This window comes from Vibrio sp. CB1-14 (assembly GCF_040412085.2).
In the GTDB taxonomy this organism is placed as follows: Bacteria; Pseudomonadota; Gammaproteobacteria; order Enterobacterales; family Vibrionaceae; genus Vibrio; species Vibrio chaetopteri.
In genome coordinates this window covers 1,693,952-1,719,940 of the sequence record NZ_CP115921.1, presented here as the reverse complement: position 1 = coordinate 1,719,940, position 25,989 = coordinate 1,693,952, and the positions used below count along the sequence as shown (strand labels likewise).

31 protein-coding genes are annotated in these 25,989 nt (G+C 44.4%); 16 read left to right on the top strand and 15 right to left on the bottom strand.

The annotated features are described in order from the left end of the window. The first annotated feature begins 25 nt into the window (after positions 1 to 25). Positions 26 to 946, top strand: a complete 921-nt coding sequence (locus PG915_RS23535) for an AraC family transcriptional regulator (protein ID WP_353499384.1) — start codon at positions 26 to 28, stop codon at positions 944 to 946. Between the two features lie 29 nt (positions 947 to 975). On the opposite strand, the gene trxC is transcribed toward PG915_RS23535, so the two are convergent. After that, entirely contained in the window at positions 976 to 1,413 is a 438-nt protein-coding gene (gene trxC, locus PG915_RS23530) for a thioredoxin TrxC (RefSeq protein ID WP_353499383.1), read from the bottom strand. 215 nt (positions 1,414 to 1,628) lie between these two features. Here trxC and PG915_RS23525 point away from each other — a divergent pair, with 215 nt between their 5' ends. Next, positions 1,629 to 2,717 carry a ketoacyl-ACP synthase III gene (locus tag PG915_RS23525; RefSeq protein WP_353499382.1) on the top strand — a complete coding sequence of 363 codons (1,089 nt, stop codon included), beginning with the start codon at positions 1,629 to 1,631 and terminating at the stop codon, positions 2,715 to 2,717. 131 nt (positions 2,718 to 2,848) lie between these two features. Here the strand turns inward: PG915_RS23525 and PG915_RS23520 are convergent, their stop codons facing one another. Both PG915_RS23520 and PG915_RS23515 read right to left on the bottom strand, forming a co-directional pair. Continuing rightward, positions 2,849 to 3,103 carry a DUF333 domain-containing protein gene (locus PG915_RS23520; RefSeq protein ID WP_353499381.1) on the bottom strand — a complete coding sequence of 85 codons (255 nt, stop codon included), beginning with the start codon at positions 3,101 to 3,103 and terminating at the stop codon, positions 2,849 to 2,851. A gap of 156 nt (positions 3,104 to 3,259) precedes the next feature. Continuing rightward, complete coding sequence (locus PG915_RS23515; RefSeq protein ID WP_353499380.1) at positions 3,260 to 4,717, bottom strand: DUF3943 domain-containing protein; 1,458 nt, start codon at positions 4,715 to 4,717, stop codon at positions 3,260 to 3,262. Between the two features lie 182 nt (positions 4,718 to 4,899). On the opposite strand from PG915_RS23515, the gene PG915_RS23510 reads away from it, so the two are divergent. Both PG915_RS23510 and PG915_RS23505 read left to right on the top strand, forming a co-directional pair. After that, positions 4,900 to 5,418 (top strand): NUDIX hydrolase, encoded by a 519-nt coding sequence (locus PG915_RS23510; protein WP_353499379.1) that lies wholly within the window; start codon positions 4,900 to 4,902, stop codon positions 5,416 to 5,418. A 20-nt stretch (positions 5,419 to 5,438) separates the two neighbouring features. Then, positions 5,439 to 6,098 (top strand): potassium channel family protein, encoded by a 660-nt coding sequence (locus PG915_RS23505; protein WP_353499378.1) that lies wholly within the window; start codon positions 5,439 to 5,441, stop codon positions 6,096 to 6,098. A 25-nt stretch (positions 6,099 to 6,123) separates the two neighbouring features. Here the strand turns inward: PG915_RS23505 and PG915_RS23500 are convergent, their stop codons facing one another. Then, positions 6,124 to 6,645 carry a DUF4174 domain-containing protein gene (locus PG915_RS23500; protein ID WP_353499377.1) on the bottom strand — a complete coding sequence of 174 codons (522 nt, stop codon included), beginning with the start codon at positions 6,643 to 6,645 and terminating at the stop codon, positions 6,124 to 6,126. Positions 6,646 to 6,773: 128 nt separating this feature from the next. Between PG915_RS23500 and PG915_RS23495 the strand changes: the two genes are divergently transcribed. After that, positions 6,774 to 7,256 (top strand): NYN domain-containing protein, encoded by a 483-nt coding sequence (locus PG915_RS23495; RefSeq protein WP_353499376.1) that lies wholly within the window; start codon positions 6,774 to 6,776, stop codon positions 7,254 to 7,256. 28 nt (positions 7,257 to 7,284) lie between these two features. After that, positions 7,285 to 7,683, top strand: coding sequence for a nitrous oxide-stimulated promoter family protein (locus PG915_RS23490; protein ID WP_353499375.1), 399 nt, complete (start codon positions 7,285 to 7,287; stop codon positions 7,681 to 7,683). Here PG915_RS23490 and PG915_RS23485 read toward each other — a convergent pair. From PG915_RS23485 to PG915_RS23475, 3 genes are read right to left on the bottom strand one after another with little or no spacing between them, the layout of a single operon-like run. Next, positions 7,676 to 8,143 (bottom strand): DUF3429 domain-containing protein, encoded by a 468-nt coding sequence (locus tag PG915_RS23485; protein WP_353499374.1) that lies wholly within the window; start codon positions 8,141 to 8,143, stop codon positions 7,676 to 7,678. The two genes, PG915_RS23490 and PG915_RS23485, sit on opposite strands and share 8 nt — an antisense overlap. A gap of 13 nt (positions 8,144 to 8,156) precedes the next feature. Beyond that, positions 8,157 to 8,477: an AzlD domain-containing protein gene (locus tag PG915_RS23480; protein WP_353499373.1), complete on the bottom strand. Its 321-nt coding sequence runs from the start codon at positions 8,475 to 8,477 to the stop codon at positions 8,157 to 8,159. After that, positions 8,474 to 9,166, bottom strand: coding sequence for an AzlC family ABC transporter permease (locus PG915_RS23475; RefSeq protein WP_353499371.1), 693 nt, complete (start codon positions 9,164 to 9,166; stop codon positions 8,474 to 8,476). The genes PG915_RS23480 and PG915_RS23475 overlap by 4 nt, the downstream gene beginning before the upstream one ends. A gap of 137 nt (positions 9,167 to 9,303) precedes the next feature. Here PG915_RS23475 and PG915_RS23470 point away from each other — a divergent pair, with 137 nt between their 5' ends. Next, positions 9,304 to 10,128: a hypothetical protein gene (locus PG915_RS23470; RefSeq protein ID WP_353499370.1), complete on the top strand. Its 825-nt coding sequence runs from the start codon at positions 9,304 to 9,306 to the stop codon at positions 10,126 to 10,128. On the opposite strand, the gene PG915_RS23465 is transcribed toward PG915_RS23470, so the two are convergent. From PG915_RS23465 to PG915_RS23450, 4 genes are all read right to left on the bottom strand, one after another. Then, entirely contained in the window at positions 10,125 to 10,916 is a 792-nt protein-coding gene (locus tag PG915_RS23465; protein WP_353499369.1) for an EAL domain-containing protein, read from the bottom strand. The genes PG915_RS23470 and PG915_RS23465 overlap by 4 nt on opposite strands. A 300-nt stretch (positions 10,917 to 11,216) precedes the next feature. Beyond that, on the bottom strand, positions 11,217 to 12,005 hold the full coding sequence (locus PG915_RS23460; RefSeq protein WP_353499368.1) for a lipase family protein: 789 nt from the start codon (positions 12,003 to 12,005) through the stop codon (positions 11,217 to 11,219). A 109-nt stretch (positions 12,006 to 12,114) separates the two neighbouring features. After that, positions 12,115 to 12,747: a hypothetical protein gene (locus tag PG915_RS23455; protein WP_353499367.1), complete on the bottom strand. Its 633-nt coding sequence runs from the start codon at positions 12,745 to 12,747 to the stop codon at positions 12,115 to 12,117. Between the two features lie 58 nt (positions 12,748 to 12,805). Then, complete coding sequence (locus PG915_RS23450; RefSeq protein WP_353499366.1) at positions 12,806 to 13,450, bottom strand: helix-turn-helix domain-containing protein; 645 nt, start codon at positions 13,448 to 13,450, stop codon at positions 12,806 to 12,808. Between the two features lie 198 nt (positions 13,451 to 13,648). Between PG915_RS23450 and PG915_RS23445 the strand changes: the two genes are divergently transcribed. The 4 genes from PG915_RS23445 (at position 13,649) to PG915_RS23430 (ending at position 16,578) form a co-directional block, all read left to right on the top strand. Continuing rightward, the gene (locus PG915_RS23445; protein ID WP_353499365.1) at positions 13,649 to 13,885 is read left to right on the top strand and encodes a DUF2164 domain-containing protein; all 237 of its coding nucleotides are present in this window, start codon (positions 13,649 to 13,651) and stop codon (positions 13,883 to 13,885) included. Positions 13,886 to 14,054: 169 nt separating this feature from the next. After that, on the top strand, positions 14,055 to 14,597 hold the full coding sequence (locus PG915_RS23440) for a cytochrome b (protein ID WP_353499364.1): 543 nt from the start codon (positions 14,055 to 14,057) through the stop codon (positions 14,595 to 14,597). Next, a complete protein-coding gene (locus tag PG915_RS23435) occupies positions 14,594 to 15,163 on the top strand; it encodes a YceI family protein (protein WP_353499363.1) in 570 nt (189 codons plus the stop codon). Before PG915_RS23440 ends, PG915_RS23435 begins: the two co-directional genes overlap by 4 nt. A 332-nt stretch (positions 15,164 to 15,495) precedes the next feature. Beyond that, positions 15,496 to 16,578 carry a YadA C-terminal domain-containing protein gene (locus PG915_RS23430; protein WP_353499362.1) on the top strand — a complete coding sequence of 361 codons (1,083 nt, stop codon included), beginning with the start codon at positions 15,496 to 15,498 and terminating at the stop codon, positions 16,576 to 16,578. Positions 16,579 to 16,734: 156 nt separating this feature from the next. Here PG915_RS23430 and focA read toward each other — a convergent pair whose 3' ends face one another. Further along, a complete protein-coding gene (focA, locus tag PG915_RS23425) occupies positions 16,735 to 18,183 on the bottom strand; it encodes a formate transporter FocA (protein WP_353499361.1) in 1,449 nt (482 codons plus the stop codon). 394 nt (positions 18,184 to 18,577) lie between these two features. Here focA and PG915_RS23420 point away from each other — a divergent pair, with 394 nt between their 5' ends. Together PG915_RS23420 and PG915_RS23415 are read left to right on the top strand one after the other, a co-directional pair. After that, positions 18,578 to 19,483: a LysR substrate-binding domain-containing protein gene (locus PG915_RS23420; protein ID WP_353499360.1), complete on the top strand. Its 906-nt coding sequence runs from the start codon at positions 18,578 to 18,580 to the stop codon at positions 19,481 to 19,483. A gap of 126 nt (positions 19,484 to 19,609) precedes the next feature. Next, positions 19,610 to 20,122, top strand: coding sequence for a DUF1097 domain-containing protein (locus PG915_RS23415; protein ID WP_353499359.1), 513 nt, complete (start codon positions 19,610 to 19,612; stop codon positions 20,120 to 20,122). 79 nt (positions 20,123 to 20,201) lie between these two features. Here the strand turns inward: PG915_RS23415 and PG915_RS23410 are convergent, their stop codons facing one another. Continuing rightward, on the bottom strand, positions 20,202 to 21,881 hold the full coding sequence (locus tag PG915_RS23410) for an ATP-dependent endonuclease (RefSeq protein ID WP_353499358.1): 1,680 nt from the start codon (positions 21,879 to 21,881) through the stop codon (positions 20,202 to 20,204). Positions 21,882 to 22,132: 251 nt separating this feature from the next. Here PG915_RS23410 and PG915_RS23405 point away from each other — a divergent pair, with 251 nt between their 5' ends. The 3 genes from PG915_RS23405 (at position 22,133) to PG915_RS23395 (ending at position 24,762) form a co-directional block, all read left to right on the top strand. Then, entirely contained in the window at positions 22,133 to 23,839 is a 1,707-nt protein-coding gene (locus tag PG915_RS23405; RefSeq protein ID WP_353499357.1) for a bifunctional metallophosphatase/5'-nucleotidase, read from the top strand. Positions 23,840 to 23,981: 142 nt separating this feature from the next. After that, positions 23,982 to 24,137, top strand: coding sequence for a hypothetical protein (locus PG915_RS23400; protein WP_353499356.1), 156 nt, complete (start codon positions 23,982 to 23,984; stop codon positions 24,135 to 24,137). 49 nt (positions 24,138 to 24,186) lie between these two features. Next, complete coding sequence (locus PG915_RS23395) at positions 24,187 to 24,762, top strand: SOS response-associated peptidase (protein ID WP_353499355.1); 576 nt, start codon at positions 24,187 to 24,189, stop codon at positions 24,760 to 24,762. Between the two features lie 13 nt (positions 24,763 to 24,775). On the opposite strand, the gene PG915_RS23390 is transcribed toward PG915_RS23395, so the two are convergent. After that, positions 24,776 to 25,129, bottom strand: coding sequence for a DUF1428 domain-containing protein (locus tag PG915_RS23390; RefSeq protein ID WP_353499354.1), 354 nt, complete (start codon positions 25,127 to 25,129; stop codon positions 24,776 to 24,778). 329 nt (positions 25,130 to 25,458) lie between these two features. After that, positions 25,459 to 25,707, bottom strand: a complete 249-nt coding sequence (locus PG915_RS23385) for a YgjV family protein (RefSeq protein ID WP_353499353.1) — start codon at positions 25,705 to 25,707, stop codon at positions 25,459 to 25,461. Positions 25,708 to 25,989 lie beyond the last annotated feature (282 nt).

Genomic DNA, 25,989 nt, shown 5'->3' with positions numbered 1-25,989 from the left:
ATAAAAAAAACGGCATTGTGAAACCATGTTCAAAAATAGACAAAACCTGTGCAAATCCGTCATTGAGCAATTTAACAGCAAAACAGAGTGGGTGGACGAAGTGTATTTGTCTGAACACTGTGATGAGCGATTCTTATCTGCCAGTGATGTTCCTGAGTTTGCCGCTGAAGACATTTTTATGGCTGGAATGGCCAACCTATTGGATGGCTACCATGTCGAGCGTAAGGGGGTGGATGTCCACACCATTCTCTTTACCATTGAAGGGGGAGGAGTACTGATCACAAAAACGGAAGTGTTAGCGATAGAACCATATTCTATTGTGGTGCTGCCTGCGAATACCTCGTTCCGATTTGAAATCAACCCTCAATATAATCATTGGCGCATGATTTGGTTTTTGCCTAAACCGACTCAGCGCTGGACCATGTTTGCGAAGATTGGTCAAAAGGTTTTACCTTTTAATGGCTGCGAACGGATTTGGGCGTTGATAACCTTACTGTATGTTGAGATTGGCGGGCGCTCGAGCTACCGTAAGTTGTTGGTGAGTGAGCTGTGTCGCTTGATTACAGGGTTTGAGTCGCAAACGAATGACTCAACGGTGAGAGTACAGGCTCTGTTTTCTCAGATAGAGGGACAGTTGCACCTACCTTGGACAGTCAAAGATATGGCGACAAAAGCCTATTTGAGCGAAGAGCAGCTCTCGAGAATCAGTAAGCAATTGTACGGCGTTTCACCAAGAGCCAGACTGATCAATTTAAGAATGGAAAAAGCCTGCGACCTTCTAGAAAACAACGATTGGTCGGTATCAATGATTGCCGAGCGACTAGGTTACCGAGACCCGTTTAACTTTACCCATCGTTTTACAAAACAGGTCGGCTGTTCACCTTCTGCTTATCGCAAGCAAAAATTAACAAGACCGACCTTTGATAAACCGACCTTTGATAAATAGTATTTGCCAACGAGTGCTATGAAGGTTAGCTAGCCTTTTGAGAGCGCCTGATTGAGCCATTGATCAAACTGAGATTTCGGCAATGCCCCATTAATGGTATCGAGTCTTTGACCACCTTTAAATACTATGATGGTTGGGATGCTACGGATTTGAAACTGTGCAGCGAGTTGTTGCTGCGCTTCGGTATCAATTTTGACAAAACGGACGTTGCCTTGACGCTCCTCTGCAACTTGTTGAAATACCGGAGAAAAACCGATGCAAGGATTGCACCATGTAGCCCAGAAATCGACTACAATAGGCTGCTCGCTATTCAACAACGTTGAGAAGTTATCTGCAGTGCCTTCAATCGGCGCACCGTCAAGAAGAGGCGACTTGCAGCGACCACAGTTTGGTGATTCGGCGATTCTATCGACAGGTAGTCGATTCATACCTTGGCAATGTGGGCAGCGGGTGGTGATAGTAGACATGACGTTTTCTCCTGTTGTTTTTATTTACAGACGAGCGAGCACTTGGTTTAGGAAGCTAAAATTGACTAATCAGACTTCTTTGAACCCGTGAATGTGAGTATACTCAGTCGTCTATAGTCAAGATAAGCAAGAAATTATCTCTCATTATCATAAGTTAGCGATTGATATGGCTTGTTTATCTTGATTGGCGAAAACTATAAGAAAATAGGTACACAATGACAACTTTTTACGCCGAAATTACTGGGTGGGGTAAGTGCCTTCCACCAGCAATTCTCTCAAACCATGACCTCAGCACAGTAATGGAAACGTCAGACGAGTGGATTCGCACTCGTACCGGTATTGAAAATCGCCGTATTAGCCATGTCAACACATCTGATATGGCGACAGTAGCAGCGAAACACGCAATGGCGTGTGCAGGTATCACGGCTGATGAGGTTGATCTGATTATTGTTGCAACGTGTTCACCTGACTCGTTGATTCCAAACACTGCATCGCGCGTTCAACAGAACTTAGGTGTGCCAGCAGCCGCGGCTTTTGACCTTAATGCTGCATGTACAGGCTTTGTTTATGGCCTAGAAACCGCAACCAAACTGATTCAGTCAGGCAACTACCGTAACGCTATTGTTATCGGTGCAGAGCGTCTTTCTTTCTTCATTGATTGGACTGAACGTGATACAGCAGTATTATTTGGTGATGGTGCAGGCGCAGCAGTTCTAACAAGAACGGAGCAACAAGTCGGCTTGCAAGATGCGCAAATCGGCTGTGATGCAAAAGGCCGTGATATTCTGGCCGTGCCTAAGTTCGGTACGTCTATGGAGCGCTTTGCAGCAGATAACGGTTACTTTGAATTTGACTTTATTGGTAAAGAGATCTTTAAGCGTGCAGTAAAAGGCATGGGAGCGGCGGCGAACACCGTTCTATCTCGTTCTAACCTGACAAAAGACGACATCGATGTTGTGATTCCGCACCAAGCGAACATCCGCATCATTCAAACACTGTGTGATTTGTCTGGCATTGACCAAGAAAAAGCGTTCGTAAATATTCAGAACTACGGCAATACCTCTGCGGCGACTGTGCCAATTGCACTTTGTGAAGCACTAGAGCAAGGTAAGATTAAGCCGAATGATGATCTGCTATTGGCAGCATTTGGTGCAGGTCTAACATGGGGTGCCGGCCACATTAAGTGGGGTGAGCGTGTAACGCCTGTTGAGACAAGCGATGCGGCATTGCCAGCATGTGAAACGTCTGCACTCGAGCTTATGGCAACAGCGATCGAGCATTGTAAAAACAAGCCAAGTAAATAGCACTTGAGTAAATAGCACTTGAATAAATAGCACTTGAATAAATAGTAAAAAGGCCAGCTCGTTGATGAGCTGGCCTTTCTATTATCACGAGTACTTTCTTTTATTACGTGTACTTTCTGTTGTTATACGTATTAGTTATCTTGCTGGTTACGCTTTTCGTAAAAATCCCAAACTGTGTAACGTTCTTCTTCCGATAACACACAGTAAGGAACGCGCTTTCCGTTTTCAGTTACACGCTGTAGCTTGTGGCCTTGTTCAACACAATAGACATAAGCAGGATCACTCTCTACAGTAATTTCATCCACATCATACTTATCCGGTTCACTGGCACAGCCTGCTAGAATGCCCACTGCTACAGCGCCAATCATCCATTGTACTTTTTTCATTATATCTCCTAGTTGGAAGTTAGGCTTTTGGTTAAGTGTAGGAGATTTCTAACAAAAAGTGTTTTGATTTGGTCAAATTATCGATAAATTCACCAAATAATCCTTGTGAATGCCCACTTGTTCCCAGAATTCCTACAAACGCTTGATTTAAAGCTGTTAAATGTATTTGTTGCCTTCACCAAAGCGATAAATTAACCGTGTTCCCCATAGACTATCGCGAGCGCCTGAATTGCGGTGATAGTTGTACTTCCAATCGGCTTGAAGCGCCCAGTTGGCATTGAGTGTGTAATGGACACCAGTACCAATATTCCACTGCAGTTTCTTAGTATCACGATCTTTGTTGAGCATCGCTTCTCCAACGCCTGCATTGAAGTAAGGCTTAAATGCGTAGTTTTCGAATAGGTAATACTGCACATCAAAGCTGTAGTTTTCATAAATATGCTTCTGGTTGTCTGTTGTGGACTCATAGTTACCTTGCATATAACCAAGTCGTGCCGAGAGCTGGTTGGTAAAGTACAAACCTAACGTGAAGGCGGGTGCAAAATCATTTTTCAGATTGCGCTCTTTATCAAGTTGCGGATAGGCGAAGCCTGCGCTCACACCAACAATACCGTAAGTGACAGGGTCGTCGGTATGTTGCTGGTAGCTTTTTTTCTGACGGCGCTTTAGGCTATCTGCGGTTTCACCAGCACCAAACGCGTACTGTACCTGCATTTGATATTTGGTTTCGATATCACCATTACGCAGAACATTTGAATGCACACCAACAAAACCCGTTCCCGCTTTTATAATTTCTTTGCCTGCCACGTTATTTACGCCACGACCTAAACTGTCGACCGGGTCAAGGAAGAATAGGGCGGTTGAGCCAAGCGCATCAGAGCCCATTACCGTGCCGCCTCTTAAACGTATCTCTTTTTCTTTATTAAAGGCCCATTCACCATAAACCCAACCAAGCGTCGGTGTAACTACTAGGTCTTGAATCGACGGTACCTCAGCGAATGCCTCTATGCCGTATTCCCAGTAGAAAGTCGACATCAATGTTGAGTACATAAATGCATCCCACTGACGATAACCCGATTTACGAGCTGCCTGATAGTAAACGCCGCCAAAGTAAGGGTGTCCAACATAGTTGATCAAGTGGTCATCACGATCCCAAACCGGCCCAGATCGCACGTTATCCCACCACTTGTTCATCAGTTTGATGTCGTCTTTTTCCCAGTTGGTGATCGATTCAGGCATCAAAGCTAGCACACCAGCAACACCTACGCCGTAACCAAAAATGGATTTAGTTTGAGACCACAGTCTTTCACTGTCTTCGCCATTTTGAGGGTTGAAAAGGGAGACTCGGTAGGGTGACTCGTTGAAATCGATTTGAGTAAGCGTATCGTCTTGCCTCAACTCTTCAAAACTACTGTTCGTTGAAATCGAACGATAGCCAAGGGCGTTCATTGGGTCTTGGTGCGATGCATTGAGCTGCTGTTCGGTAAGTGTCTGATCGTAGCGTACTGCTTGTTTGAGGAGATCCGCTTCAGTTACCGTGGTATCAGTTGCGTCTGCGAGAGCAACATCAGCGGTAGACAAAGCGGCCACGAAGAAAAAAATGCTTGGTTTCATAATAATTGGGATATTTTAGGTGTTATGACTATTATTGCCTAACATCCCTTTAGGCGAGGTGAGGATGTTAACATTCTGGTAAATGATTGTCTCATCTCATTTGATGAGAAACTGAGATTGAACTGTAACTTGATATTTTTGTGGTAAACTTCACGAAAAATAGACTAACTCAGAGCAAGACTATGAGACAACTCACTACAGCCATTCACCCAGATATCGACCATCTTGATAACAAGGGCATAGTAAAAAGAAACGCGACTCGTGCAATTGTCGTTGATGGTGAAGATATTCTGCTTCTCTACACCGAGCGTTATCATGATTACTCCCTACCGGGAGGCGGCATTGATGAGGGCGAGGATGTTATTGCAGGTTTGGTTCGCGAGTTAGAAGAAGAGACGGGCGCTCAAAATATCCACGGGATTAAACCATTTGGTATCTATGAAGAGTTTCGTCCTTGGTACAAAGACGATGCGGATGTGATGCACATGATTTCATTTTGCTACTCTTGCAAAGTGGATCGAGAGCTTGGCGAGACCGCTTATGAAGACTATGAAGTCAAAAATGGTATGAAGCCAATCTGGGTTAATATTCATGAAGCCATTGCTTTCAACGAGAAAACTATCTCAGAGAGCGATAAGAAAGGCATGAGTATTGAGCGAGAAACGTATCTGCTGCATTTAATCGCCAAAGAAATGCTCTAGAGTCAGGAGATAACTATTTCATGAAATTGATGAGTAAAGACGATAACTTTTTCTTTTTACTTGGGTCATTATTGGTGCTGTTTTTTTTGAGCGCTGTGGTGCATCAGTTTAAAGATGATGCTCAAGACTATGTACTGGCTTTGATTATTCTTTGCATGAGTACTTCGATTGTTGGTGTACATAGAAAGCAGACATTTTACCGATCTTGGTATGCAGTGATGATCACAGTAGCAGTAACATCTGGCGTGTTTTCATTGTTCGAGGACTATGACCTTTCGTTGGTAACCTTGTTTGCATTACTGTTTTTCGTATTAGCTCAGACTTTTTCAGCGCTCAGACAGGTCATCATGCCGAAGCAAGTGACACTCAATCAGATTGTTGGCTCAATATGCGTTTATCTGTTGTTCGGTCTCTCTTTCTCATTCATTTATTTGATCCAACTCGAACTGTTCGTTGAACCCTTTAACGGGTTGGAGGCGAAACCTTGGCTAGATAACCTGTTCGATGTTATTTACTTTAGTTTTATCACACTAACTACAGTCGGTTATGGTGATATTTCCCCGGCTCTAGCCATCCCGCGTTTCTTCGTGTTCTTAGAGTCGATTACGGGTAGTTTTTACCTTGCCATTATGGTTGCGAGCTTAGTGAGCAGTCATCTCGCTCAAAAAGAGACTCCATAGCGATCTCTAGATTCAATAGATTTTGCTATATCGAGCAGCGGCTTGCTGCTCGAGCCATTTCTGCTCTTCGCATTGGCATTTCATCAATCGTTTTTTTGATTTGAATCCAATTGGTGGTTGGCCCCCAACGCAATTTCTCTGTCCCATCTTTGCCAATCAAAACGGCAGTATGGTCACCCTCTCGAATGTCGTACATTTTAACCAGCTTGCTGTAATCAAACGTGTCTTTTACCCAGCTAGGTGATGAAAAGCCGTCTTTGGTGATCACCATGGTCACAACATCTCGTTCATCGAGAGCGCATTCATTGATGAGTGTCCCCAACAGGAACTCATCGACAAGCACATCCTTGCTGGGTGCAAAATACATAACGCTACGGTGTGATAGTCCTTGGTAGTAGCCGCCACTATGATACTCGGCGTCTTGCTGGTCATTGTGGTACCTACCGTGAGTGTCAACATCACTACCGTGTTTTTTAGCGTATTCTGGGTAGCCACACGCTGTGGCGCTAAACAGTGCCGCAAGGGCTACGATACCTATGCCTTTCATAATTGCCTCCAAGCAAACAACCAAAAGGTTATACGTTAAGTTTAGCTACTGAGATTCGTCTCACTAAGTTCCACTTGCGGACAATATTTTTGTTACACTGCCAACATCATAAAAGGACAAGCAATACTATGAATTCAGCAGCTATTTTTGTGGACGTACAAAATGTCTACTACACCACCAGGCAAGCGTTTGGTGCACGCTTTGACTACAACGCATTTTGGGCTTGGGCCAGTGAACGATTTAATATTGAATCAGCCAAAGCCTATGCCATTGCTTCCCACGATCCAAAACAGAGACAGTTTCACCATATTTTGCGTGGGATCGGTTTTGATGTTCAGTTGAAACCCTTTATCCAACGTTCTGACGGCAGTGCCAAAGGGGATTGGGATGTTGGAATTGCGCTCGATGTGTTTGAAGTGGCACGTGATGTCGAAAATGTTATTTTACTTTCCGGTGATGGGGACTTTGAAGTTTTAGTGGATCGCATTCAGCAACGCTTCGGCTCTCGGGTTACGGTTGTTGGAGTCGCGAGTTTGACTGCGAATCACTTAATTGAAGCGGCAAATGAGTTTGTTGCGATAGAAGAACCGTTTTTAATTGGTGCGCGTTAGCTTAGGCTCTCTCGCGGAAAAGGTTGCTATGAAAAAAGCCAGTGACATTTTAGTTGGTGCGTTAGAAACCGAGTTTAAAACCGTCAAAGCTATGATGGAAATTTATTGCAAACAGCAGCATGGCTCCAAGGCGCTATGTGATAGCTGTAAAGCGTTACTCACTTACGCAGAAATAAAACTTGATCGCTGCCCTTATGGAGAAAGTAAGCCAACGTGTAATAAATGTCCAATCCATTGCTATAAGCCGGAGCAAAAACAGCAGATGAAGGCGGTGATGCGTTACGCAGGTCCCAGGATGTTATTGCCGCATCCAATCTTGTCTATACGCCACCTCATTCACGAGCGACGTGATGTTCCGTCTAAACCTGAGGCAGGTAGCTCGAACCGTGCTCTTCGAAAAGCCAAGCAAAAAGACAAGCTTAAATAGCGCCGGCGAAAGCAATGATATGCGCTACCGCAACCCCAACGGTGAGATGGCTTCTTAGTCGTTGATAAGCCTTTGGAAACTCATTCCCTAGCGCATTGAGCTTGATTCTCTCAACTAACCAGACACAAACGTAGCCAGCAAGCGCGACGACTATGCCTAATCGAAACTGCTCAGGAGTGATGACAATCACCAGCCACGCCATTAAACAAATCAGGTTACTGAGCGTGAGAATGGGAAACGACAGTTTATGCGAAGAGTGAGTCAGCGCATGCGACCACAATATGCCACATAGAAAACTCAAAATGATGGCGCTGTAAGAAAGGAATAACATTCTCGTGTTCGCACCCACAAAGGTAGCCTCTGGGGTGAATGTAGCGATGCAAAGACCAAATGGGATAAGACCAAGATAGCCAAGCCACGTCATTAAAGTGATGCTTCTGTTAGGCGATGAGTTTTCCATAACATCTCAGCGATTAGTGGTTGAATACCCACAAGTTTAAGACGAGAAACACTAAGATGCTAACTATGGTCGTGATTAATACGTCTTTAATAATCCGAGCTAAGACAATGGCAAAGGTCGCGGCGAGTAGATAAGGCAGGTTATCTTCCAATGCCAGCTCACCGTGAGGCAAAAATACAATTGGTCCCCAAATCGCTGTTAAAACTGCTGGGCTAGCGTAGGCTAAAAATCGCTGCGCGCTGCTACTAATACGAAGCGGAACTTTGGGTTCTAGAAACAAATAGCGGCTCAAAAATACGATGGCTGTCAGCACCACAATGATTAAGTAAGTCATCGTTTTAGCTTCTCCTCACTTAAATACCCAACCGTCATACCGACAATACTCGATATCACCAGCCCAAGTTCGATGCCCATTGCTGCGAAGATAACTGAACAGATTAGGGCAGAAGCAGCAGCGAGAAAAATCGGCAGTGTCGTGATGTTTGGTACGACAATAGCAATAAATGTCGCGGCTACCGCAAACTCAAGCCCGTACTGCTGTAAGTTAGGGATCTGCGCACCAATGACGATGCCAACCAGAGTTGCGATGTTCCAAATAATATAGAAGGAAAGACCTGCACCGAGCGCGTACCAGCGATCAAACTTTTCTGGTTTATGGTGACCGCAGAGGGCAAATAGTTCATCGGTAAGCAGAAATCCAAGAGCTAAACGCCAGCGAATCGGCAGACCGACAATGTGGTTACGCATCGACAAACTATAAAGAAAATGGCGTGATGTGATAAAAAAGATGGTAACGACCATAGTGAGCAGTGTGGCACCGGATTTTATCATTCCCATCGCGACAAGCTGCGCGGCACCAGCAAATAAAATCGCGCTCATCGCTTGTCCTTCCATAGGCGTTAACCCGGAGTCGATAGCAAATGAGCCTGCCAAAAATCCCCACGGTACAACCGCTAAACTCAGCGGCAACATCGCAATGCATCCTTGTAGTGCTCGCGAGAAATAACTTGATGATGATTCCATAAACTCTCTCCTTGAACTGATTAAGTTGTATTTAAATCAGTGATTTTCAAGGTTGTTTGCATACAAAATCAGAATTATTTTTGTTCGTGACTCCCTGATAGTATCGCGCTCCCTGTTTTAAATAGAATTCCAATCCAATGAAACGAGCCCTAGTTCCCTTTTATATTCTCTTGCTCTCTGTAAGTTACGTGTCACCGGTTATATCGAATGATGATACGGGTGTTAAGGACGAAGATTACGGTCGTACTTTGCCTTTCTTTGGTGACAGGGTTAGGGATATGGGTATTAAACTGCCAAAACCAGTTGGCTTGTCACTGTTTACCCATCAGCAAGAAGATTTGATGCAATTGGGGGATTTTAAAATCGATGGCGAACCTGTTGATGACATTCTCCCCGATGGTAGCAGCAATACAACGAATACCACGAGCATTGTTGCCTTACGTGGTGACGTCTGGATACTGCCATTTTGGGGCTTTAACGCCATGATAGGAAAAGCGGTGACCTCTTCGGATATTTCCATTGGCGTTAGCGATTTTTCAAATGGTAATTTAGCCCGCCTTGAAGTAAACGGTATGGCAACGTCTTCAACTATTACAGCGGTTGGCACAACACTGGCCTATGGTCATAAACAGTTCTTCACAACCATTGATGCTCAATACGTGTCAACGTCGGTATCGGGTGTTGGGGTTAGTCTAGATGCGTTGGTGGTGACGCCGCTGATCGGGTTCAATATTGGTGACAGTGGCTGGCGCATTGTGGTGGGAGGTCAATATCAAGACTATCAGCGCCAGCTTAAAGGTCAGCTGGGTGATATCCGCTTTAGCGCGACGCAAACGTCAAGTCGCTGGTCGACCATGGTGGGTATGCAAAAAGAGTTCACTGACAATTGGGAAGCGTCATTAATGGCTCAAAGTGGCAAAACTCGCGAAGGTTTTACCTTCATGTTGGGTAAACGTTTCTAGCTGACTAATTTAAGACGGGGGTAGAGCGTTTGCGGCATCGCGAGGTGATACCCTTGGTAAAAATCTATATCAAGCGCTTTCATGGCCTCAAGCTGCGCTGCGGTCTCAACGCCTTCAATCACGGTTTTCGCGTTACACGCTTTTGCCAGTTTAATCCCGCTCAGCAGTGACTGAGGGTTGCCACCCATATAATCAACCAGCAATTGCCTGTCGAGCTTTAAGATATTGGGCTTAACTTGAGCAACGCGTTCTGGGCTGGATTCTTTGCAGCCAAAGTCGTCAATGGCAATTAAAAAGTCTTCTTCATTTAAGTGTTTTGCAGCAGAAGCTAGAGATTTAGGGCTAAATGCTGTGAGCTCTACGAGTTCAACTACCACACGCCGGCTATCAAGCTGCAATGCTTTTAGACGTGACATCAATAACGAAGAACGTATCCCTTCCGCAGCAAGACGTTCGCTAGAAATTGGTAAGAAGTTAAGGAATATCAGACGCTCTCGATATTGCGACATGCTGAAGTTTCGAAGATGGATAGCGCGGCTCAATCTATCTACGTTGAGCTGATCTGCCAGGGTAATCTGATCGTTTTGAAAATAAAGATTAGGTGGGATGGGATCACCATTGAGATCCACCAACCTGACCAGTGCTTCCATGCCAATAATGGCATTGTCTGCGTTAAAAATAGGTTGAAACACACTTTTCAGCGTCAGGTCTTTGTACTGAGCAATGCAACAGCCGGTATCGTCGATACGGATACATTGGTTGAACTGGTGTTTTTCGGTTAAAAGCATGGTCTAACAAAACGATTAATTATGTTCCACATCTTGTCATGGTTGCCAAACAAGTCAAATCTGTTCAGTGAATAGAAGTCTCGACCGGTATCACTTAAATTTCTAGTAAATCTAACCTCTGGCGATTATCTGTACAGTTTATTATTCAAAATTGGGACATAAAGATTGATAAATTAGATGGTTACAGTTTTTATCGGTGCGATGAGTGAGTTAGATCAAGTTTGCTTAGAAAATGAGGGTAATTGAAATTTCACTAAGTTACAGTCGGCTTTATACCGAAAGTTTGAACTCGCTCTCACTTTACCTTTCATCAAAGAAGTCTTTATTGCGAATATATTTGCTCATTAAGTGATAAGAAAACGGTCGAATAATCCATGATACTAAAGAGCGACCGAGACGAACTAGAGTAGGAGTGTTTTCATAGATTCGACCGTTGTAGAGCCATAATACCTTGCCCACATGCCAATACAGCAAAGGGAGTGGAGGTAAGAAGGTTACCACATCCAAGTCACAGCAGACTCGATAGGTTTTGTGAGCGAGCCGAAAACGCCTTTTAAAGCTATGGTTACCTATAGCTGGTTGACCAAATGTAACGATCCGCTTTATTGATTTTGGGTATTTTTGTTCCAGTGCATCAGCAATGACACAGCCGATAGCGCCACCAGAAGAATGACCGGTGATAGTCACGCGTTTACCACTTTCAATGAGCGCCGAAGCAATTTCAATGGTTCGTTCGAACAAGCTAATGCCAAGGCGATCTTTTTTATGAGTGGGTTGGCTCTCTTGGTTGAGTATGTAATGAAAACCAGCGTGGATTCGATAATTCAAGCCAAATGCTTTGCAATGGCGTTGCCACATAGCAAATGTGAGCAGCCAATCGGTCAGGCTATGCGAGCCTTTTATTACGATGACGGCTTCTTCTTTGTCTTTACTCCACAATATTCGTACCACAGTTTTACCATAGCGATTTGCCACTATGCGTTGCCCATTAGGGTCAAAACCATATCGTGTTTGCTTAAACACTCTTGGGTAAGCGAGATTGCAAAGTACGGCATACTTTTCGTATTGATAGCGTTTTAAACTTTTCACGATCTTTGTAGCGAGCAAATGGGTAAAACCACTATGAAAAGTTTTGATGAAGCTTTAATGACAAATGGAGCGAAGGTAAAGTTGGTGGATAACTCGCAGAGCAGGCGAGTTAGAGTGTTGCTACAGCGTAAAGCTGGACGTATTTCATCACCCGCTCACCGGAGCAAGGTTTGGTTAACGGATGCAGGTAGGTCAGGTAACTTGGATACAGTTGACAGCGCTGAGATAGTTCTTGGCTCATAGATGTGTCAGAACCGAGCAGTTTGACACCTTGTTTTAAGTAATGGCTGTCGTCTTCAGGGAGCTCATCACTCCACCAGTTAATCAACGAGCGACTCTGATGGCACCGGCTCAGCCAGTGATCGGCGAGTACGACCAAAAGATCGCGCTTTTGGACGGCGTATTGATATTCCGCCAACCATTCTTGAACTAAAGAAAAGACATGCTCGCGACTGGTTTGATTTCCGTTTACAAAGTGATACGCCAATACCCAAATGGTGCCATAAGGTGTACAAACGCGATAGGCGCAACGTAACTGGCTATTACCTTCTTCATCGAGTGGAGCGATACTCACATCAAGTGCATGCTGCTCTATGTCTGCTTTAAGTCGCCGAGCGAAAGCTGCAGAGAGGTGGCGACTCGTTAAGCCGCCATTGTGTACGGCAGGATAGTGCTGAAGACATAGCGCCTGACAATCGGTTTGGAACCGTTTAAAACTCTGTACCACTGTGTCGAGAAGCATGACTCATTCCTTGTCTTTGCACGAATGACCTGATTTGAACTCAGGCCATACTGGCTTCCTAAATCCGTTTTTCCCAAGTGCCCCAACGTACTACGCCTAAAATCTCAATTTCATCGTCTTGAACCTGATGTATTGCGTTCTTCGACGTGTCGTCACCATACCAGACATGAATAGTGGTACCGACCTTAACCAAAGTAAAAAAGTCTGGGTGTGGATTACCCGGTAAGCGAGCCAGAACGATATCGTCATTGATCCACTCTAACTCGCGATTTACCAACGCTACACAGTCCCATTTGTAGGAAACGCCCCCGCCAACTGGATACAACACAGCAAAACAGTTTTTATATTCAGGAGGGACGGGGATAGAGCCTTTACTCGCTGCTGTGCCTGTCTCAAGGAGTTCGCTTACTTCTGCTCGGCTGTATACCGACAACATAGTCGCACTGCTGCTTGCAGCCTTGTTGAGTTCACTCGGGTCGGTGTTTTGATTGCCGACGCCAAAGCACAGCCAGTGAGGTTGCACATTAAAGTAGGAGGCGATTAGCGATAAATCTTCTATGGATGGGTATGTCCGTGTAGGGCCTTTTGTTAGATATCGACCAATGGTGGCTTTTCCTTTGCCGATGGCTTCCGCAAGTTCGTGGTTGGTGATTTTGTTTGCCTTGAGCAGCGCTACTATGCGCTCTTGATAGCCGTAATCCATGATTCCTCCATATGTTCGCTCATAGTGTAGTTTATGGGTATCAGAAATGAAACCAAGAGATACAATAATGTTTGAAAATGAGATCCGTGCTAGAGGTTTGGTGTGTGATCCAATATGTAAATTTACCATTTAGGTTTGAAATCATTACGTTATCCTCCAAACTGGTAATCAAATTTGTAACAAAAAACGAGGCTAAGCATGTTTGATACTAAGAAAAGGGCGGCAATTGTATCAGAGCTACAAGACTACTTTGAGCGCGAGTTGGAAGCTGAATTGGGACAATTTGATGCCGAATTCCTGTTGGACTTTTTGATAAAAAAACTTGGACCCGCCTTTTACAACCAAGGACTCGAAGATGCGAAGGGCGTGTTGGATCGACGTGTTGCCGATATTGCAGATGAGCTTTACGAAATTGAGATGCCGGATGACTTATAACTTCACAGCGTGTGCATCGAATAAGGAAGCTTCAACATGTTCAAAAATATTGAATGACTTCATCAATGGAGTGTTGTCGTTAAACTGTCAATTTAAGTAAATACTGTGTCCTATAGGTTGATGAGTTGTTAACATAACAGGTAATTCACGCGGAATCATGGAATTAACGATGGCGGTAAAAGAAGTAAAAAACTACAACCCTGTAGCAAGAGCATTACATTGGCTCTCTGCTATCGTGGTGATAGGCATGTTTGCTGTAGGTCTGTGGATGGTTGACCTGACTTATTACAGTCAGTGGTACAAAACAGCCCCGGACTGGCACCGTTCGGTGGGTATTTTGCTTGCGATGGCGACGGTATTTAGATTGGTTTGGAAACACATAACCATAGCACCAAAGGTCGAAGGCAATCAGTTTGAAAAAGTGGGGGCGAAAGTTGGCCACATCGCTATGTACGTTGCCTTGTTTGTCATTTTTGCGAGTGGCTATCTCATTTCTACCTCAGATGGTCGCGGTATAGACGTCTTTAATTGGTTTACCGTGCCAGGTTTGGGTGAACTATTCCCAAATCAATCAGACATTGCGGGCGAAGTGCATTTCTATGCTGCTTGGTTCGTCATACTTGCCGCTGCTGGTCATGCACTAGCTGCGTTGAAACATCACTTTATAAACAAAGACAACACTCTTCGGAAAATGTTAGGAGTTTCGAAATGAAAAAGACACTAATCGCTACTGGAATGGCCGCGGCAATGCTATTGCCACTAGGTGCAAACGCTGCAGACTACGCTATCGACACTAAAGGTGCTCACGCTTCAATCAACTTCAAAGTGAGCCACTTAGGTTATAGCTTTATCAAAGGCCGTTTTAACACATTTTCTGGTGATTTTAGCTACGACCCAGCAAACGTCGAAGCGTCATCAGTGAACGTTGTCGTTGATACAACAAGCCTTGATTCAAACCACGCAGAGCGTGACAAGCACATTCGTAGCTCTGACTTTATCGATGCAGGTAAATTCAAAGAAGCAACATTTAAGAGCACAAGCGTAAAAGACAATGGCGATGGCAAGCTAGATGTAATGGGTGAGCTTACTCTACATGGTGTAACACAGCCTATTACTATTGAAGCGGAATTCATTGGTGCCGGTCAAGACCCTTGGGGCGGAAAACGTGCAGGCTTCAACGGTACTACTCGCCTAGAATTGGCTGACTTCAAAATCCCAGTCATGGGCGCATCAAGCTACGTTGACATGGAGCTGCATGTAGAGGGTGTTCTGAAGTAGTTTCGACAATCACTTCCAATCAAGCCCCGAGTAGAATCTTGGGGCTTTTTTTATTCCTTAAATTCAACCAATTGACTTCAGACCCTAATTTCATTTCTAACGCTTATCTAAGTAATTTAAACATCAATAGGTTACTCACGAAACTTTTTTATCAATAGGATGCGCTCCGTGTTCGAAGCGAGCACGACGGATGCAAGCACCGGGCAGTAATGGGGTGCATGCAGAAACACGTAGTTATCTCCAATGGATGACTGCGCGTTTGAATAAGGCGAAAGGAGAGTCGCCAGATAACAAATTCCTATTTTCCTTATTGATACGAAGAAACCTATTTTATGAAAAAGACATTTATCGCACTTGCACTTACTTCTGTTTTCGCTATGCCAGCCTTGGCTGCTACTAACTCATTTGGTTCTATTGAAGATGTGCAAAAGTATTTAGCTTCCCATGACGTTAAACCTGTAGAAGGTAAGTATGGTAATACTTACCTTTACACTAAAGGCGGCCACCACATTGCTACAATCAAGAACAATGGTTCTGGTGAGTACGTTGTCGTTGATCAAAACGAACCTGCTGGTAAAAATGGTGAGCGTCATTCTTACGAAGTTCGTGTAGACAAAGATGGAAGCATTACTCACATCGATGGCAAGCGTCCAGAAGCTAAAGAGCTTCCAGTTGATCCGGGCCGCAACACAGTTATCGAAGATAATCCAAACCCTGATTACGATGTATTTGATGCTGCTGACGTAGTAGATGCTACTCGTAAACATCTAGATGAAAACAATCTTACTGTTAATGATGACGGTCAAGTTTTCAATAACAGCACTGGTGAACAAGTAGGTCAGATCACTACTACTAAAGATGGCGGCGCTAAGATTATTGGCTTCGACGAAAATGGTAAAGAAACTCACATTTCAGTTGATTCTCACAGCGAAGGTCAAGTGAAGGTTAAGGTTGAAGAAAAGCAAAACAACGATCCTGCACCACTACCAGATCCAAAAGCGCCAGTAACTATCGATGACATGCACAGCATCTATAACGAAGTTGGTAAACAGGCTGATACTGCGTATAACACGCTAGATGGTAAGATTAACTCAAACAGCAAGAAGATTGCTGGCCTTGAAACTGAAATGAAGAAGATGGGCGACAAGATGCTAGACCTAGAAGACCGTATGGACGGTGTTGTCGCAACTTCTCACGCTGTAACTAACGCACGCCCAATGGTTCAAAACGCTGGCGAATTTGCGATGGGAGTCGGTATTGGTGCTGCAGGCTCTAAACAAGCTCTAGCTCTTGGTGGCGCTTATCAGTTCTCTCAAAACTGGTCTGCATCGACAACAGTAAACTACGAAACAGCAGGCAAACGCTCTAAATCTCAACTATCTGCAGGTGCTGGCGTACATTACCGTTTTAAGTAATTGTCATTGGTTATCTCAGCGAATATGAACTAAACGCAACATAACGTCACGCGTCAAAACTATATAAATGGCTTAAAACTAAGTTGCCCCGGTTTTTACACCGGGGCTTTTTTCGGCCAAACGACTTATTTCCTAGCCAAAAAAGGGTGTGTTGTATTACGCAGATTCAAGCTCACGTTCAACAACATTCAAGCGCTCGCCGTAGATAGGGCGGACACTTTTCATTACTTCAGCTCTTGATAAAACGCCAACCAAGACACCATCTTCTAATACAGGCAACACGTGTGGTTTGTTTACTTTCATCGCTTTAGCACGTTCTTCTAGGGAAAGAGTCGTGAAGCTTGTGGCGATGCCCATTGAACTTACTGGATACAACTGCTCTTTATCGATACAAAGAAATTCAGCCACGTCGACCAACTTCTCTGACGCATTGATAGCGACAACATCACGGCTCATTAGGTCGACCACTTTCTGACCTTGCTCAGGGATGTAGTCTTGGCACCACAAATCAACCATCACATCGTGTACAGAGAAGAAACCAACCAAACGACCTTCGATGTCCGTCACTGGTGCACTTGTTAGGTTGTGATCCAAAAGTGTATCTAGAGCAACAGCTGTTGGCATTTCTACGCTTAGTGTTACTGGTTGAGTGTTCATGATGTCTTTTACGATGATGTTGTTGTTCATTTGCGTCTCCTTTACTGACGTAAGTTCAGTGGTTTGTGTAATTGCAGTTACGTTTGCTGCTTTTAGTTGTGGTCTGCGGTAGATGCTCCAGTTGGCAAGTCCGACCAAAACCGAACCACCTATAATGTTTCCTAGCGTGACTGGTATAAGGTTGTTCGTTAAAAAGTGAATCGGTGTTAGGTCGCTAAACTGCGCTTGGGTTGTGCCCGTTGCTGCCCAGAATTCAGCACCTGCAAAGTTTTGAATCACAATGCCCAGTGGGACCATAAACATGTTTGCGACACAGTGTTCAAAGCCACTGCTGACAAACATCGCGACGGGTAAAACCGTCATTGCGGCTTTGGTCATCGCATTTGCGCTGCTAAACGTTAGCCAAATTGCTAAACACACCAGTAGGTTACATAGAACGCCCAAAGCGAAAGCCTGTACCCATGTGTGATGCAATTTATGCTGTGCAATATGCAGAGCGTTGAGTCCCCATTGACCATTGTCCATTTGGTAAAGCCCTGCGGCAGAGACAATCAAAAGCAAGAACATTGCGCCAATGAAGTTTCCAACGTAAACCTTTCCCCAAATTGAAAGCATTTTGCTAAAGCTAATTTGTTTATTTGCCCAAGAGATGCTCGAGAGCACCGAGCTGGTAAACAATTCGCCACCGCATATCACGATGAGAATCAACCCCATACTGAATGCAAGACCGCCTGCTAGCCTGCTTAAGCCCCATCCCGCATCTGCACTTCCCGTCGTTACCGTGATGTAGAAAAGAAATGCCAAGCCGATAAAGGCGCCTGCCATAATGGCTAAGCTCATTGTCATTCCACTGGTTTTTTTAGCTTTACTTAATGCGAACTTTTCAGCTTCTGCCATCATTTCCAATGGCGAGAAGAGCAGATTGTTTTCGGAGCTAGCCGATGCCATTCCTTACTCCTTAACCTCGTTAGTGTGTGAATCGCCCATTTCATGTCCCCTTACTTGATTGAAACAAAAGTGATTGAGATAAAAGTGCGAGAACAGAGCCCCGTGCTGTGTTCGAATCTAGATTAAGGGCATTGGTGGGTAGTGGTAAAATTGATAATATTTAAAATCTAAATCAGAAATATTGATAACTTGTCTGCACAAGGTAGAATAAGGCCTAAAGTCCATAACGTACTGTTTTTTGGTGAGAGATTAGCGAGTGTTGAGATTCTTAATCGATGAAAAAAACAACAGTAATTTTTCGTTGAAACCTCAACATAAGAGAAACTGATTGAAACAGTTCAGGATTTGCTATGAAACACAGTGTTTTAAGATTTAAGTGGTGAAAGGAAAACGGATGCGATATTCATTAAAACAACTTGCCGTTTTTGATGCCGTAGCGGATACGGGAAGCGTGAGTCAAGCTGCTGACAAATTGGCTTTGACACAATCCGCAACGAGTATGTCATTGGCACAGCTAGAAAAAATGCTTGGTAGGCCGTTGTTTGAAAGGCAAGGCAAGCAAATGGCATTAACCCATTGGGGTGTTTGGTTAAGACCGAAAGCCAAGCGCTTGTTGCAAGATGCTCAGCAAATCGAAATGGGTTTTTATGAACAACACTTGTTGAGCGGTGAGTTAAAGTTGGGTGCCAGCCAAACGCCAGCTGAACATTTGGTTCCAGACCTTATCAGCGTTATTGATAACGATTTTCCAGAGATGCGTATTTCGCTCGGGGTAAAGAGTACAGATTCTGTTATCGAAGGCGTTTTAGATTATAAATACGACCTTGGCATCATCGAAGGGCGCTGCGATGACAATCGCATTCACCAAGAAATCTGGTGTAGAGACCACTTAACCGTCGTTGCTTCAGCGCATCATCCGTTTGCTCGCAGAGAGCGTGTCAGTTTGGCTCAGTTAGAGCAAGCGCGCTGGGTATTGAGAGAGCACGGTTCAGGGACGCGAAAGATCTTTGATAGTTCAATTCATCATCTTATTGCCGATTTGGATGTATGGCGAGAGTATGAACACGTGCCTGTACTGAGAAGTATGGTGGCCAATGGTCAGTACTTAACGTGTTTGCCTTACTTGGATGTCGAGCGATTTGTAGAATCCGGTCAACTGGTCGCATTAAATGTACCTGAGCTGGAAATGGAGCGAACTCTGTCCTTTATTTGGCGCGCTGACATGACGGAAAACCCGCTTGTGGAATGTGTTAAACGTGAGGGATTAAGAATGATGAAGGGCAAACCATCAGTGTTTTAGTGATTTTGATCACTGTTTTGATGTAATGAAATGTACGCAATGTCTTTTGTTGTGATTTTGATCGCTTAAATATGAGTCTATATTCGTTACCTTAGATTGAAATTGAATCAATTATTGGTCGACGATATGAGTCCGTTAATCGCTATTTCTGTTACAACAGGCATTCTTTCTGGTATTTGGGGGTGGGCAGCCTTGTCATTGGGGCTGTTGTCCTGGGCTGGTTTCCTTGGATGCACCAGTTACTTTGCGTCACCAAAAGATGGTGTAACGGGGCTTGCGCAAAGCTTACTGACTAATATGTCGGGCGTCGTTTGGGCTATGGTCATCATTCATGGCTCGTCACTGATCAATATGGAAATCGCTGGGTACGTAATGACCGCTTTGGTGTCATTTTTCATGTGTATTCAAGCTAAACGAGCGTGGCTTCAGTATATCCCTGGCACTTTTATAGGTGCATGTGCCACATTTGCCGCTGATGGCGCTTGGCAACTCGTGGTTCCATCTTTGGTATTGGGTGGCTTGTTTGGTTATGCAATGAAAGCGAGCGGCCTTTGGCTGCACAAACAGCTTAGTAATAGTGGTTCGGACACCAGTAATTCAAAGGCGAGCAACACTAAGACGGCATTGGCGAATGATTGATTAACGCCTGTATTCTATTGAAAAGACCCTATCAGAATTTCTGATAGGGTCTTTTTCTTAGCTCTAAACTCATCACCGATTAAGTGTTGCCGTTAGCCATTGTGATAACTCTTCTTAAGATCCACCGTATTAAAACAGGAATACTGTCGACACCTTTCTCTTCGCACTCTGCGACGATAGCTAGCGCCAAGTCAGGCTTAGCAAACTTCTTGAGCACTCGCGCCACCACTTTTTTAGGAGGGATAGGGTGGTCATGAGGGATTTTGATAAGATCCCTAAAGAAAATTTCAAATCCATGAACGTAGAGATAGTGCTCAATATCTCTGTCCGGTAGCTCGGTTAGGTGATGACGTGGATGCTCGCCGTCCAGTTGATGAAGTACGGTTGCCGCGTATTTCTTACCTGCTGCATCACCATCGGTAACCACATGCCAGTCAATACCAAAGGCTTTTGCTACCTTGATGAGCGATCTTAGCCCTGATTGGGCAAACTCAATGATTTGTACTCCCTCGGCTGCTAAGTTATATCCACATTGGTTGGCAAGTTCATTGAACAGCCATACTTCCGTTTCACCCTCAACCAGTAGCCAACAACGCGCAAATAGGGCTCGGGAACGATGAAATCTAATATGAAAGCCGACTCTACGAAGTTCATCTTTGGTGAGACTATTGGTAGCCAAGGATTTGGTGATGGTTTTGTCAGATTGCCTCACTAAGCGTCTGATAGATGGCAAAGGAACGGCACCCAGTAAATCGCTACTGTTAGTCGTCAGTATTTTTTGCATCGGCAACATTTGCAACAAGCTCCAAGCGCGAGCTAAATGAGTAGGATGCAAGCGGCCTTCAGGATCCTCTATTATGAGTATCGGACGCGCACAGCGGCGTAGTTCATTCGGTCCTTTAGCTTGGAGGTAGGCATTAAGCAAACCAAGTAACAGGAGTCGTGTTTGATGGTTTTTGGTTTCGTCTATGACCTGGGCAAGATTTTGTTCACTGTTAGGGCGAGAGAAAAACACTCCGTCGCGTTGTCCTTTGGTCGTCTTACGTGAATGACTTTTGAATGAAAAGTAATGCTCTACTAGAGCTTTCATCGATGTAAGACTGCTTTTAATTTCCCCCTTATTGACGTGACCAGGAATGGCCATTAACCGTCTAACCGTATTATTGATCCGTTTTTCAGAACGAGCGTTCAAGCCATTTCCGTTGCCATTGCCGTTAATGCTGCTTGCAGCGACGGGATTACCATTGTTTAAGCCTTCCTGTTGGTACAAACGGCGAGAGTCGCGCAATCGTATGACCGGATGCAACGTCATGAGCTCTTGTGCAATTTTTTCCGAATGATGCAGCATCAGTGGAGCGCCTTCAGGGTCTAGGAAATTGTATTTCTGAGTGATGTCATAGCCATCAAGCGTTGCACTGATGCGGTAATAGAAGCGATTTGTGCCATCTTCGTCTTGAAACCAAATCGGTTTGAGTTTTCTGTAGCGTCCCGACAAGGTTTCGTTACGTTCAGTAGAAACAAAAGAAAGTACAATCTGTAGATGTTGTGTTTGAGGATGTGCCGCAGCGTGATCAACGTGAAAGTCTTTCATTTCGAATGGATAAATTCGTCCGTCGGCAGGAAGCGCCACATTCAACGCGTCGAGCAAAGAAGACTTGCCCCAGGTGTTCTCTCCAATGAGCGTAGTGAGATCATCCAGCGCAATGGAGAGGCGTTTGATTCCGCGAAAGCCGGAAACATCAATACGTTCTAGCTTCATCCATTTCTCCCAACCAATTCATACTATCTACTTCAATTATAAGTCGCTTTTTACAAAGCAACTGTAATCAAACTCATAAATGACTAAGTAATTTCAGCCGGTTAGCGGTTTTTCTTTCTCTAACAAACTTGAATATTAGTGTGATTAACATCATAAAGAGACCTGTTATGTCGGTATGTGATTTCATAAAATTCATTGGAATGTCACATAAAGCGCGCTACCATCACTAGTACGATAAAAGAGAAGATGCGATGACAAAAAACAATAAGCCTCTTTCGCTCACAGTAGCGCACATCAATGATACACACTCTTACTTTGACCCCACGTCACTTGCGTTAAGCATTGCCCACAATGGGTATCAATGTCAGCCATATGTTAGCGCTGGTGGATTTGCACGTATCGCAGCTCGCGTTAAGCAGCTAAAGAACTCTCACACCAGCGATGACTTTTGGTTTTTACATGCTGGAGACTGTTTTCAAGGCACTTTGTATTTCTCGCTATTTAAAGGTGAGGCTAACGCTGTCATGTTGAATGCGCTTGGTATTGATGCAATGGCGCTTGGCAATCACGAACTTGATATGGGCAACGAGCCGGTTGGCAAATTTGTGCGTGAGATAGATTTTCCTCTTCTCGCTGGCAATTGGAACGTCTCCGCTGAACTACGTAAACAGTACCCGCTTAAATCTCATCCGAAATTGATGGATTTTGACCAACATACACAATCCGCGAAATGGATTGAAAAGCAGGTCGGTGACGAGCGAGTCGCAATCTTTGGCTTGTCGCTCGATAAGATGGCTGATATCGCAAACCCAGATTGCGACACCACATTTGAGCCTTGTGTCGCTACCGCAAAAGCAACGCTAGATGCGATTCACGACCGAGGTATCAATAAAGTCATTCTGTTGAGTCATATGGGGTACGAAGCCGATCTAGCGCTTGCTGAAAAAGTCAGTGGCATCGGACTCATAATTGGTGGGCATAGTCATGTGTTACAGGGTGACTTTTCTTCGTTAGGAATCAAGTCTCAAGAAAATTATGGTGTTCGAATCAAAGGGACTTACGTTGTTCAAGCTGGGCATCACTCGATGACACTTGGACATTGTCGAATCGACTTTGCAGCGAACGGTCAAGTTAAGGGTTTTGAAGGGCGAAATGAGCTGTTGGTTGGACGTCGCGTATTTATGGATGTTCACGGCGAGCATTCTGCAAGCGATATTGAGCAAATTAAGCAACAGATCCATGCTCATGACTATGTGGTTGTGGTAAAAAAAGATCCTGAGGTAAAAGCAATACTGGCTGAAAAATACCAGCCTCAAGTAAGAGCATTACAAAATCAGACGATAGCCCATGTAGATTCCGAGTTACGTCATGTTCGACTGCCAGATGAACTTGGTCCAAGCCAACTTGCTCCCTTAGTCGCTCATTCATTTTTGTATACGATGCAGAGTCTGGGGCATAAGGTAGATTTTGCTATGCACAACGCGGGAGGCGTTCGCAATTCACTAGGTGTTGGTGCGGTGTCGGTTGCCGATGTTGCAGGAAAATTGTTGCCGTTCGCTGTGCCGATTGGTTTGTATCGAATTAAAGGTATCGACATTCCAAAAATACTGGAAGGCGCGCTCGATAATGCATATAGCAACGGTGTACAGGGCACGGGCTCTGGTAGTTATCCCTACACTTCGCAACTTGAGTTTCAATATGACGCAACTTTACCAAAAGGAGAACGTGTCTTTAATGTAATGGTTGCGGGAGAGGCATTGGATGAAAATCGCGTTTATACCGGAACATCAAGCGCTTATACCATGAAAGGCAAAGAAGGCTATGATGCGATAAAAAATATGCTTGATAGTGGAATTGTCACCACATGGTCGATGGCTGACTGTTTTATCAAGATGTTATCGGAACAGCCGGATAGCGTGCGCCTCTCTTCCCAGAAAAACGCGGGCTTGCTTCCATAAATAAGGAACAGTTTTTGCTTTATTTGAACCAATCTACGTAAAGGTCGTCTGTTACTAATGGGTGACCGCCACATTTCATCGGAGGGAATATGTGGAACAAAGATTGGGTTGATACATTTGTTGTCGTTGGATGGATCGGTGCATGGTCACTGCTGGTTTACTTGATACCCAGTGGTATGCTTTGAGTCCGGAAGTCTGGGGTTTGGCCGAGTACAACATCCTCTCGACCTATCCAGACGCGCAAGCAAAGGCGTTCCGTCCTAAAGCTATGGGGGAATGGTTGAAGCGTCAAGGGTAAACACATGCAATACGTTATAATATAGCCGAACGAGGAGTTTATTTAACGAATGTGCGGCCGACTTAACATTATCGATGATCCTTTTAGCCACTATGTTTCAGAGCAGCTGGGTATTGTGTTTTCTGCACAACCCAGGGAAGAGGCATTCCCGTCTGAATCCCTTGAATGCGTGGTTGCAGGATACGACAAACAGCTATTTCAACTGCCGTTGGCTTGGGGAATTAAACCGACTTGGAGCAATAAACTTATCATTAATGCCCAAGCAGAAACCGTTCAAACAAAACCTACTTTCTCACATGCATACTCTACTCATCGAGCTATTGTTCCTTGCTCGGGTTGGTATGAGTGGAAAACTGAGCCAAACGGAACCAAATCTAAGTATCTTTTTCAATCCGAAAATGATCGACCCTTATACATGGCTGCTGTGGGCTATCCTGATGCAGGCCAAGTTGTGACATTAACGACTGAACCAACAGATAGCTATAAGACGTTTCATCATCGCATGCCATTGATCTTATCGGCTGAGGATGCAGCGTGTTGGCTACTGCCGTCTAGCACTAATCACACCGGGTTACTTAGCCGTTTAGTCGACGATACCTACTGGAAAGTAATCGCGATAGGATAGTAGTGTATATAGGCTACTCGTTGACCAAGACTGAGAATCCACCATAAATTAAACGCTTCGTATCAAAGGGCATGGCGGCCATCTCTTGTTGGATCATAGGATCATCAAACACTGCCTTCATTCCAGCATCTCGCACTTCCTTTGACGGCCACGAAATCCAAGAGAAGACGACACATTCATTATCTTGTTTCTTCACTGCTTGAGGAAAAGAGGTAAGTTGTCCTTCAGTAACATCATCTTCCCAACATTCAATGACAGACAGCGCGCCGTGTTGCTTGAAAACGGAGGCGATCTTCAGGACATGCTCTCTATATAACGCTTTGTTTTCTTTTGGAACCGCCGCTACAAAACCATCCACATATTCCATCACTGCCTCCTAGAAAGAATGAGAACCTAACCCATAGTATGAACCAATATCATGAGTTTAGCGGATAACAAGAGGTATTGATGGTTTCAATCTATTAGGGGTGAAGATACACTGAGTGCTAAACAGCTACATAGAGAAAAACAATGTTCATTTTGATTCGCCTTCTAAAACTTGCCGTCATTTCAGCGGTATTTTTCACCATTTATGACCTCATTGCGTTCGGTGAAATCACTTGGTTCAGCCGTTTCTTTGGCTAGTGTTTGGATTGATAAAGAAAGCCTCGACACAGTCGAGGCTTCTTAAATGGGGCATTATTTGCATTCTGTCGACTAAGCGTTAGATTCAGCGCTCGTCCCACTTTTTTTTTGCATTTGCAGCAAGAAGTAGACGTTTACGCATGCAATGAAACCATTAGTAAGGACGACTGGCATAGAGTCGATTGCCAAACCGTAAGCGGTAAATAGGGCACAACCTACAAAGTTAAGTACACGTAGTTTAACAATGTCTTTCATTGTTAGTGAGATTGCGACCATGATCGATGCTGCGTAACCAAGTAATTCAACCATACTGAAGTCCATAATTTCCTCCTCAAATATTGCCAGGGGTGCTGGTACCTATTCTTCTCATCATGAGAATGTCGAGGAAGCTCCTTGCCTCGAATGGTGTTACCGTGATTTGCAGACACTATAGCAGCCTAAATTCTGTGATGAAACCGTCAAATTTGGATACGGAGAAGGTTAGCGATTACGCAAACGTTTTAGTGCGGGAGAGTCGATAGTTGAGAGGGAAAATTGTTGAAACTGTCAATAGATGTTGTGGGCGATCAAAAAGAGCCTGCGAACAGGCTCTTTAGTGCTCGG

What these genes read in the sequence shown, in the direction of transcription:
- PG915_RS23450 (WP_353499366.1), bottom strand. Translation starts at nt 13,450, where the DNA reads ATGGATTACGGCTATCAAGAGCGCATAGTAGCGCTGCTCAAGGCAAAC.
- PG915_RS23395 (WP_353499355.1), top strand. Translation starts at nt 24,187, where the DNA reads ATGTGCGGCCGACTTAACATTATCGATGATCCTTTTAGCCACTATGTT.
- PG915_RS23405 (WP_353499357.1), top strand. Translation starts at nt 22,133, where the DNA reads ATGACAAAAAACAATAAGCCTCTTTCGCTCACAGTAGCGCACATCAAT.
- PG915_RS23465 (WP_353499369.1), bottom strand. Translation starts at nt 10,916, where the DNA reads ATGCTTTTAACCGAAAAACACCAGTTCAACCAATGTATCCGTATCGAC.
- PG915_RS23430 (WP_353499362.1), top strand. Translation starts at nt 15,496, where the DNA reads ATGAAAAAGACATTTATCGCACTTGCACTTACTTCTGTTTTCGCTATG.
- PG915_RS23485 (WP_353499374.1), bottom strand. Translation starts at nt 8,143, where the DNA reads ATGGAAAACTCATCGCCTAACAGAAGCATCACTTTAATGACGTGGCTT.
- PG915_RS23410 (WP_353499358.1), bottom strand. Translation starts at nt 21,881, where the DNA reads ATGAAGCTAGAACGTATTGATGTTTCCGGCTTTCGCGGAATCAAACGC.
- PG915_RS23535 (WP_353499384.1), top strand. Translation starts at nt 26, where the DNA reads ATGTTCAAAAATAGACAAAACCTGTGCAAATCCGTCATTGAGCAATTT.
- PG915_RS23510 (WP_353499379.1), top strand. Translation starts at nt 4,900, where the DNA reads ATGAGACAACTCACTACAGCCATTCACCCAGATATCGACCATCTTGAT.
- PG915_RS23515 (WP_353499380.1), bottom strand. Translation starts at nt 4,717, where the DNA reads ATGAAACCAAGCATTTTTTTCTTCGTGGCCGCTTTGTCTACCGCTGAT.
- PG915_RS23440 (WP_353499364.1), top strand. Translation starts at nt 14,055, where the DNA reads ATGGCGGTAAAAGAAGTAAAAAACTACAACCCTGTAGCAAGAGCATTA.
- PG915_RS23390 (WP_353499354.1), bottom strand. Translation starts at nt 25,129, where the DNA reads ATGGAATATGTGGATGGTTTTGTAGCGGCGGTTCCAAAAGAAAACAAA.
- PG915_RS23420 (WP_353499360.1), top strand. Translation starts at nt 18,578, where the DNA reads ATGCGATATTCATTAAAACAACTTGCCGTTTTTGATGCCGTAGCGGAT.
- focA (WP_353499361.1), bottom strand. Translation starts at nt 18,183, where the DNA reads ATGGCATCGGCTAGCTCCGAAAACAATCTGCTCTTCTCGCCATTGGAA.
- PG915_RS23435 (WP_353499363.1), top strand. Translation starts at nt 14,594, where the DNA reads ATGAAAAAGACACTAATCGCTACTGGAATGGCCGCGGCAATGCTATTG.
- PG915_RS23480 (WP_353499373.1), bottom strand. Translation starts at nt 8,477, where the DNA reads ATGACTTACTTAATCATTGTGGTGCTGACAGCCATCGTATTTTTGAGC.
- PG915_RS23415 (WP_353499359.1), top strand. Translation starts at nt 19,610, where the DNA reads ATGAGTCCGTTAATCGCTATTTCTGTTACAACAGGCATTCTTTCTGGT.
- PG915_RS23385 (WP_353499353.1), bottom strand. Translation starts at nt 25,707, where the DNA reads ATGGACTTCAGTATGGTTGAATTACTTGGTTACGCAGCATCGATCATG.
- PG915_RS23520 (WP_353499381.1), bottom strand. Translation starts at nt 3,103, where the DNA reads ATGAAAAAAGTACAATGGATGATTGGCGCTGTAGCAGTGGGCATTCTA.
- PG915_RS23500 (WP_353499377.1), bottom strand. Translation starts at nt 6,645, where the DNA reads ATGAAAGGCATAGGTATCGTAGCCCTTGCGGCACTGTTTAGCGCCACA.
- PG915_RS23400 (WP_353499356.1), top strand. Translation starts at nt 23,982, where the DNA reads ATGGTCACTGCTGGTTTACTTGATACCCAGTGGTATGCTTTGAGTCCG.
- PG915_RS23495 (WP_353499376.1), top strand. Translation starts at nt 6,774, where the DNA reads ATGAATTCAGCAGCTATTTTTGTGGACGTACAAAATGTCTACTACACC.
- PG915_RS23490 (WP_353499375.1), top strand. Translation starts at nt 7,285, where the DNA reads ATGAAAAAAGCCAGTGACATTTTAGTTGGTGCGTTAGAAACCGAGTTT.
- PG915_RS23445 (WP_353499365.1), top strand. Translation starts at nt 13,649, where the DNA reads ATGTTTGATACTAAGAAAAGGGCGGCAATTGTATCAGAGCTACAAGAC.
- PG915_RS23475 (WP_353499371.1), bottom strand. Translation starts at nt 9,166, where the DNA reads ATGGAATCATCATCAAGTTATTTCTCGCGAGCACTACAAGGATGCATT.
- PG915_RS23525 (WP_353499382.1), top strand. Translation starts at nt 1,629, where the DNA reads ATGACAACTTTTTACGCCGAAATTACTGGGTGGGGTAAGTGCCTTCCA.
- PG915_RS23470 (WP_353499370.1), top strand. Translation starts at nt 9,304, where the DNA reads ATGAAACGAGCCCTAGTTCCCTTTTATATTCTCTTGCTCTCTGTAAGT.
- PG915_RS23505 (WP_353499378.1), top strand. Translation starts at nt 5,439, where the DNA reads ATGAAATTGATGAGTAAAGACGATAACTTTTTCTTTTTACTTGGGTCA.
- trxC (WP_353499383.1), bottom strand. Translation starts at nt 1,413, where the DNA reads ATGTCTACTATCACCACCCGCTGCCCACATTGCCAAGGTATGAATCGA.
- PG915_RS23455 (WP_353499367.1), bottom strand. Translation starts at nt 12,747, where the DNA reads ATGCTTCTCGACACAGTGGTACAGAGTTTTAAACGGTTCCAAACCGAT.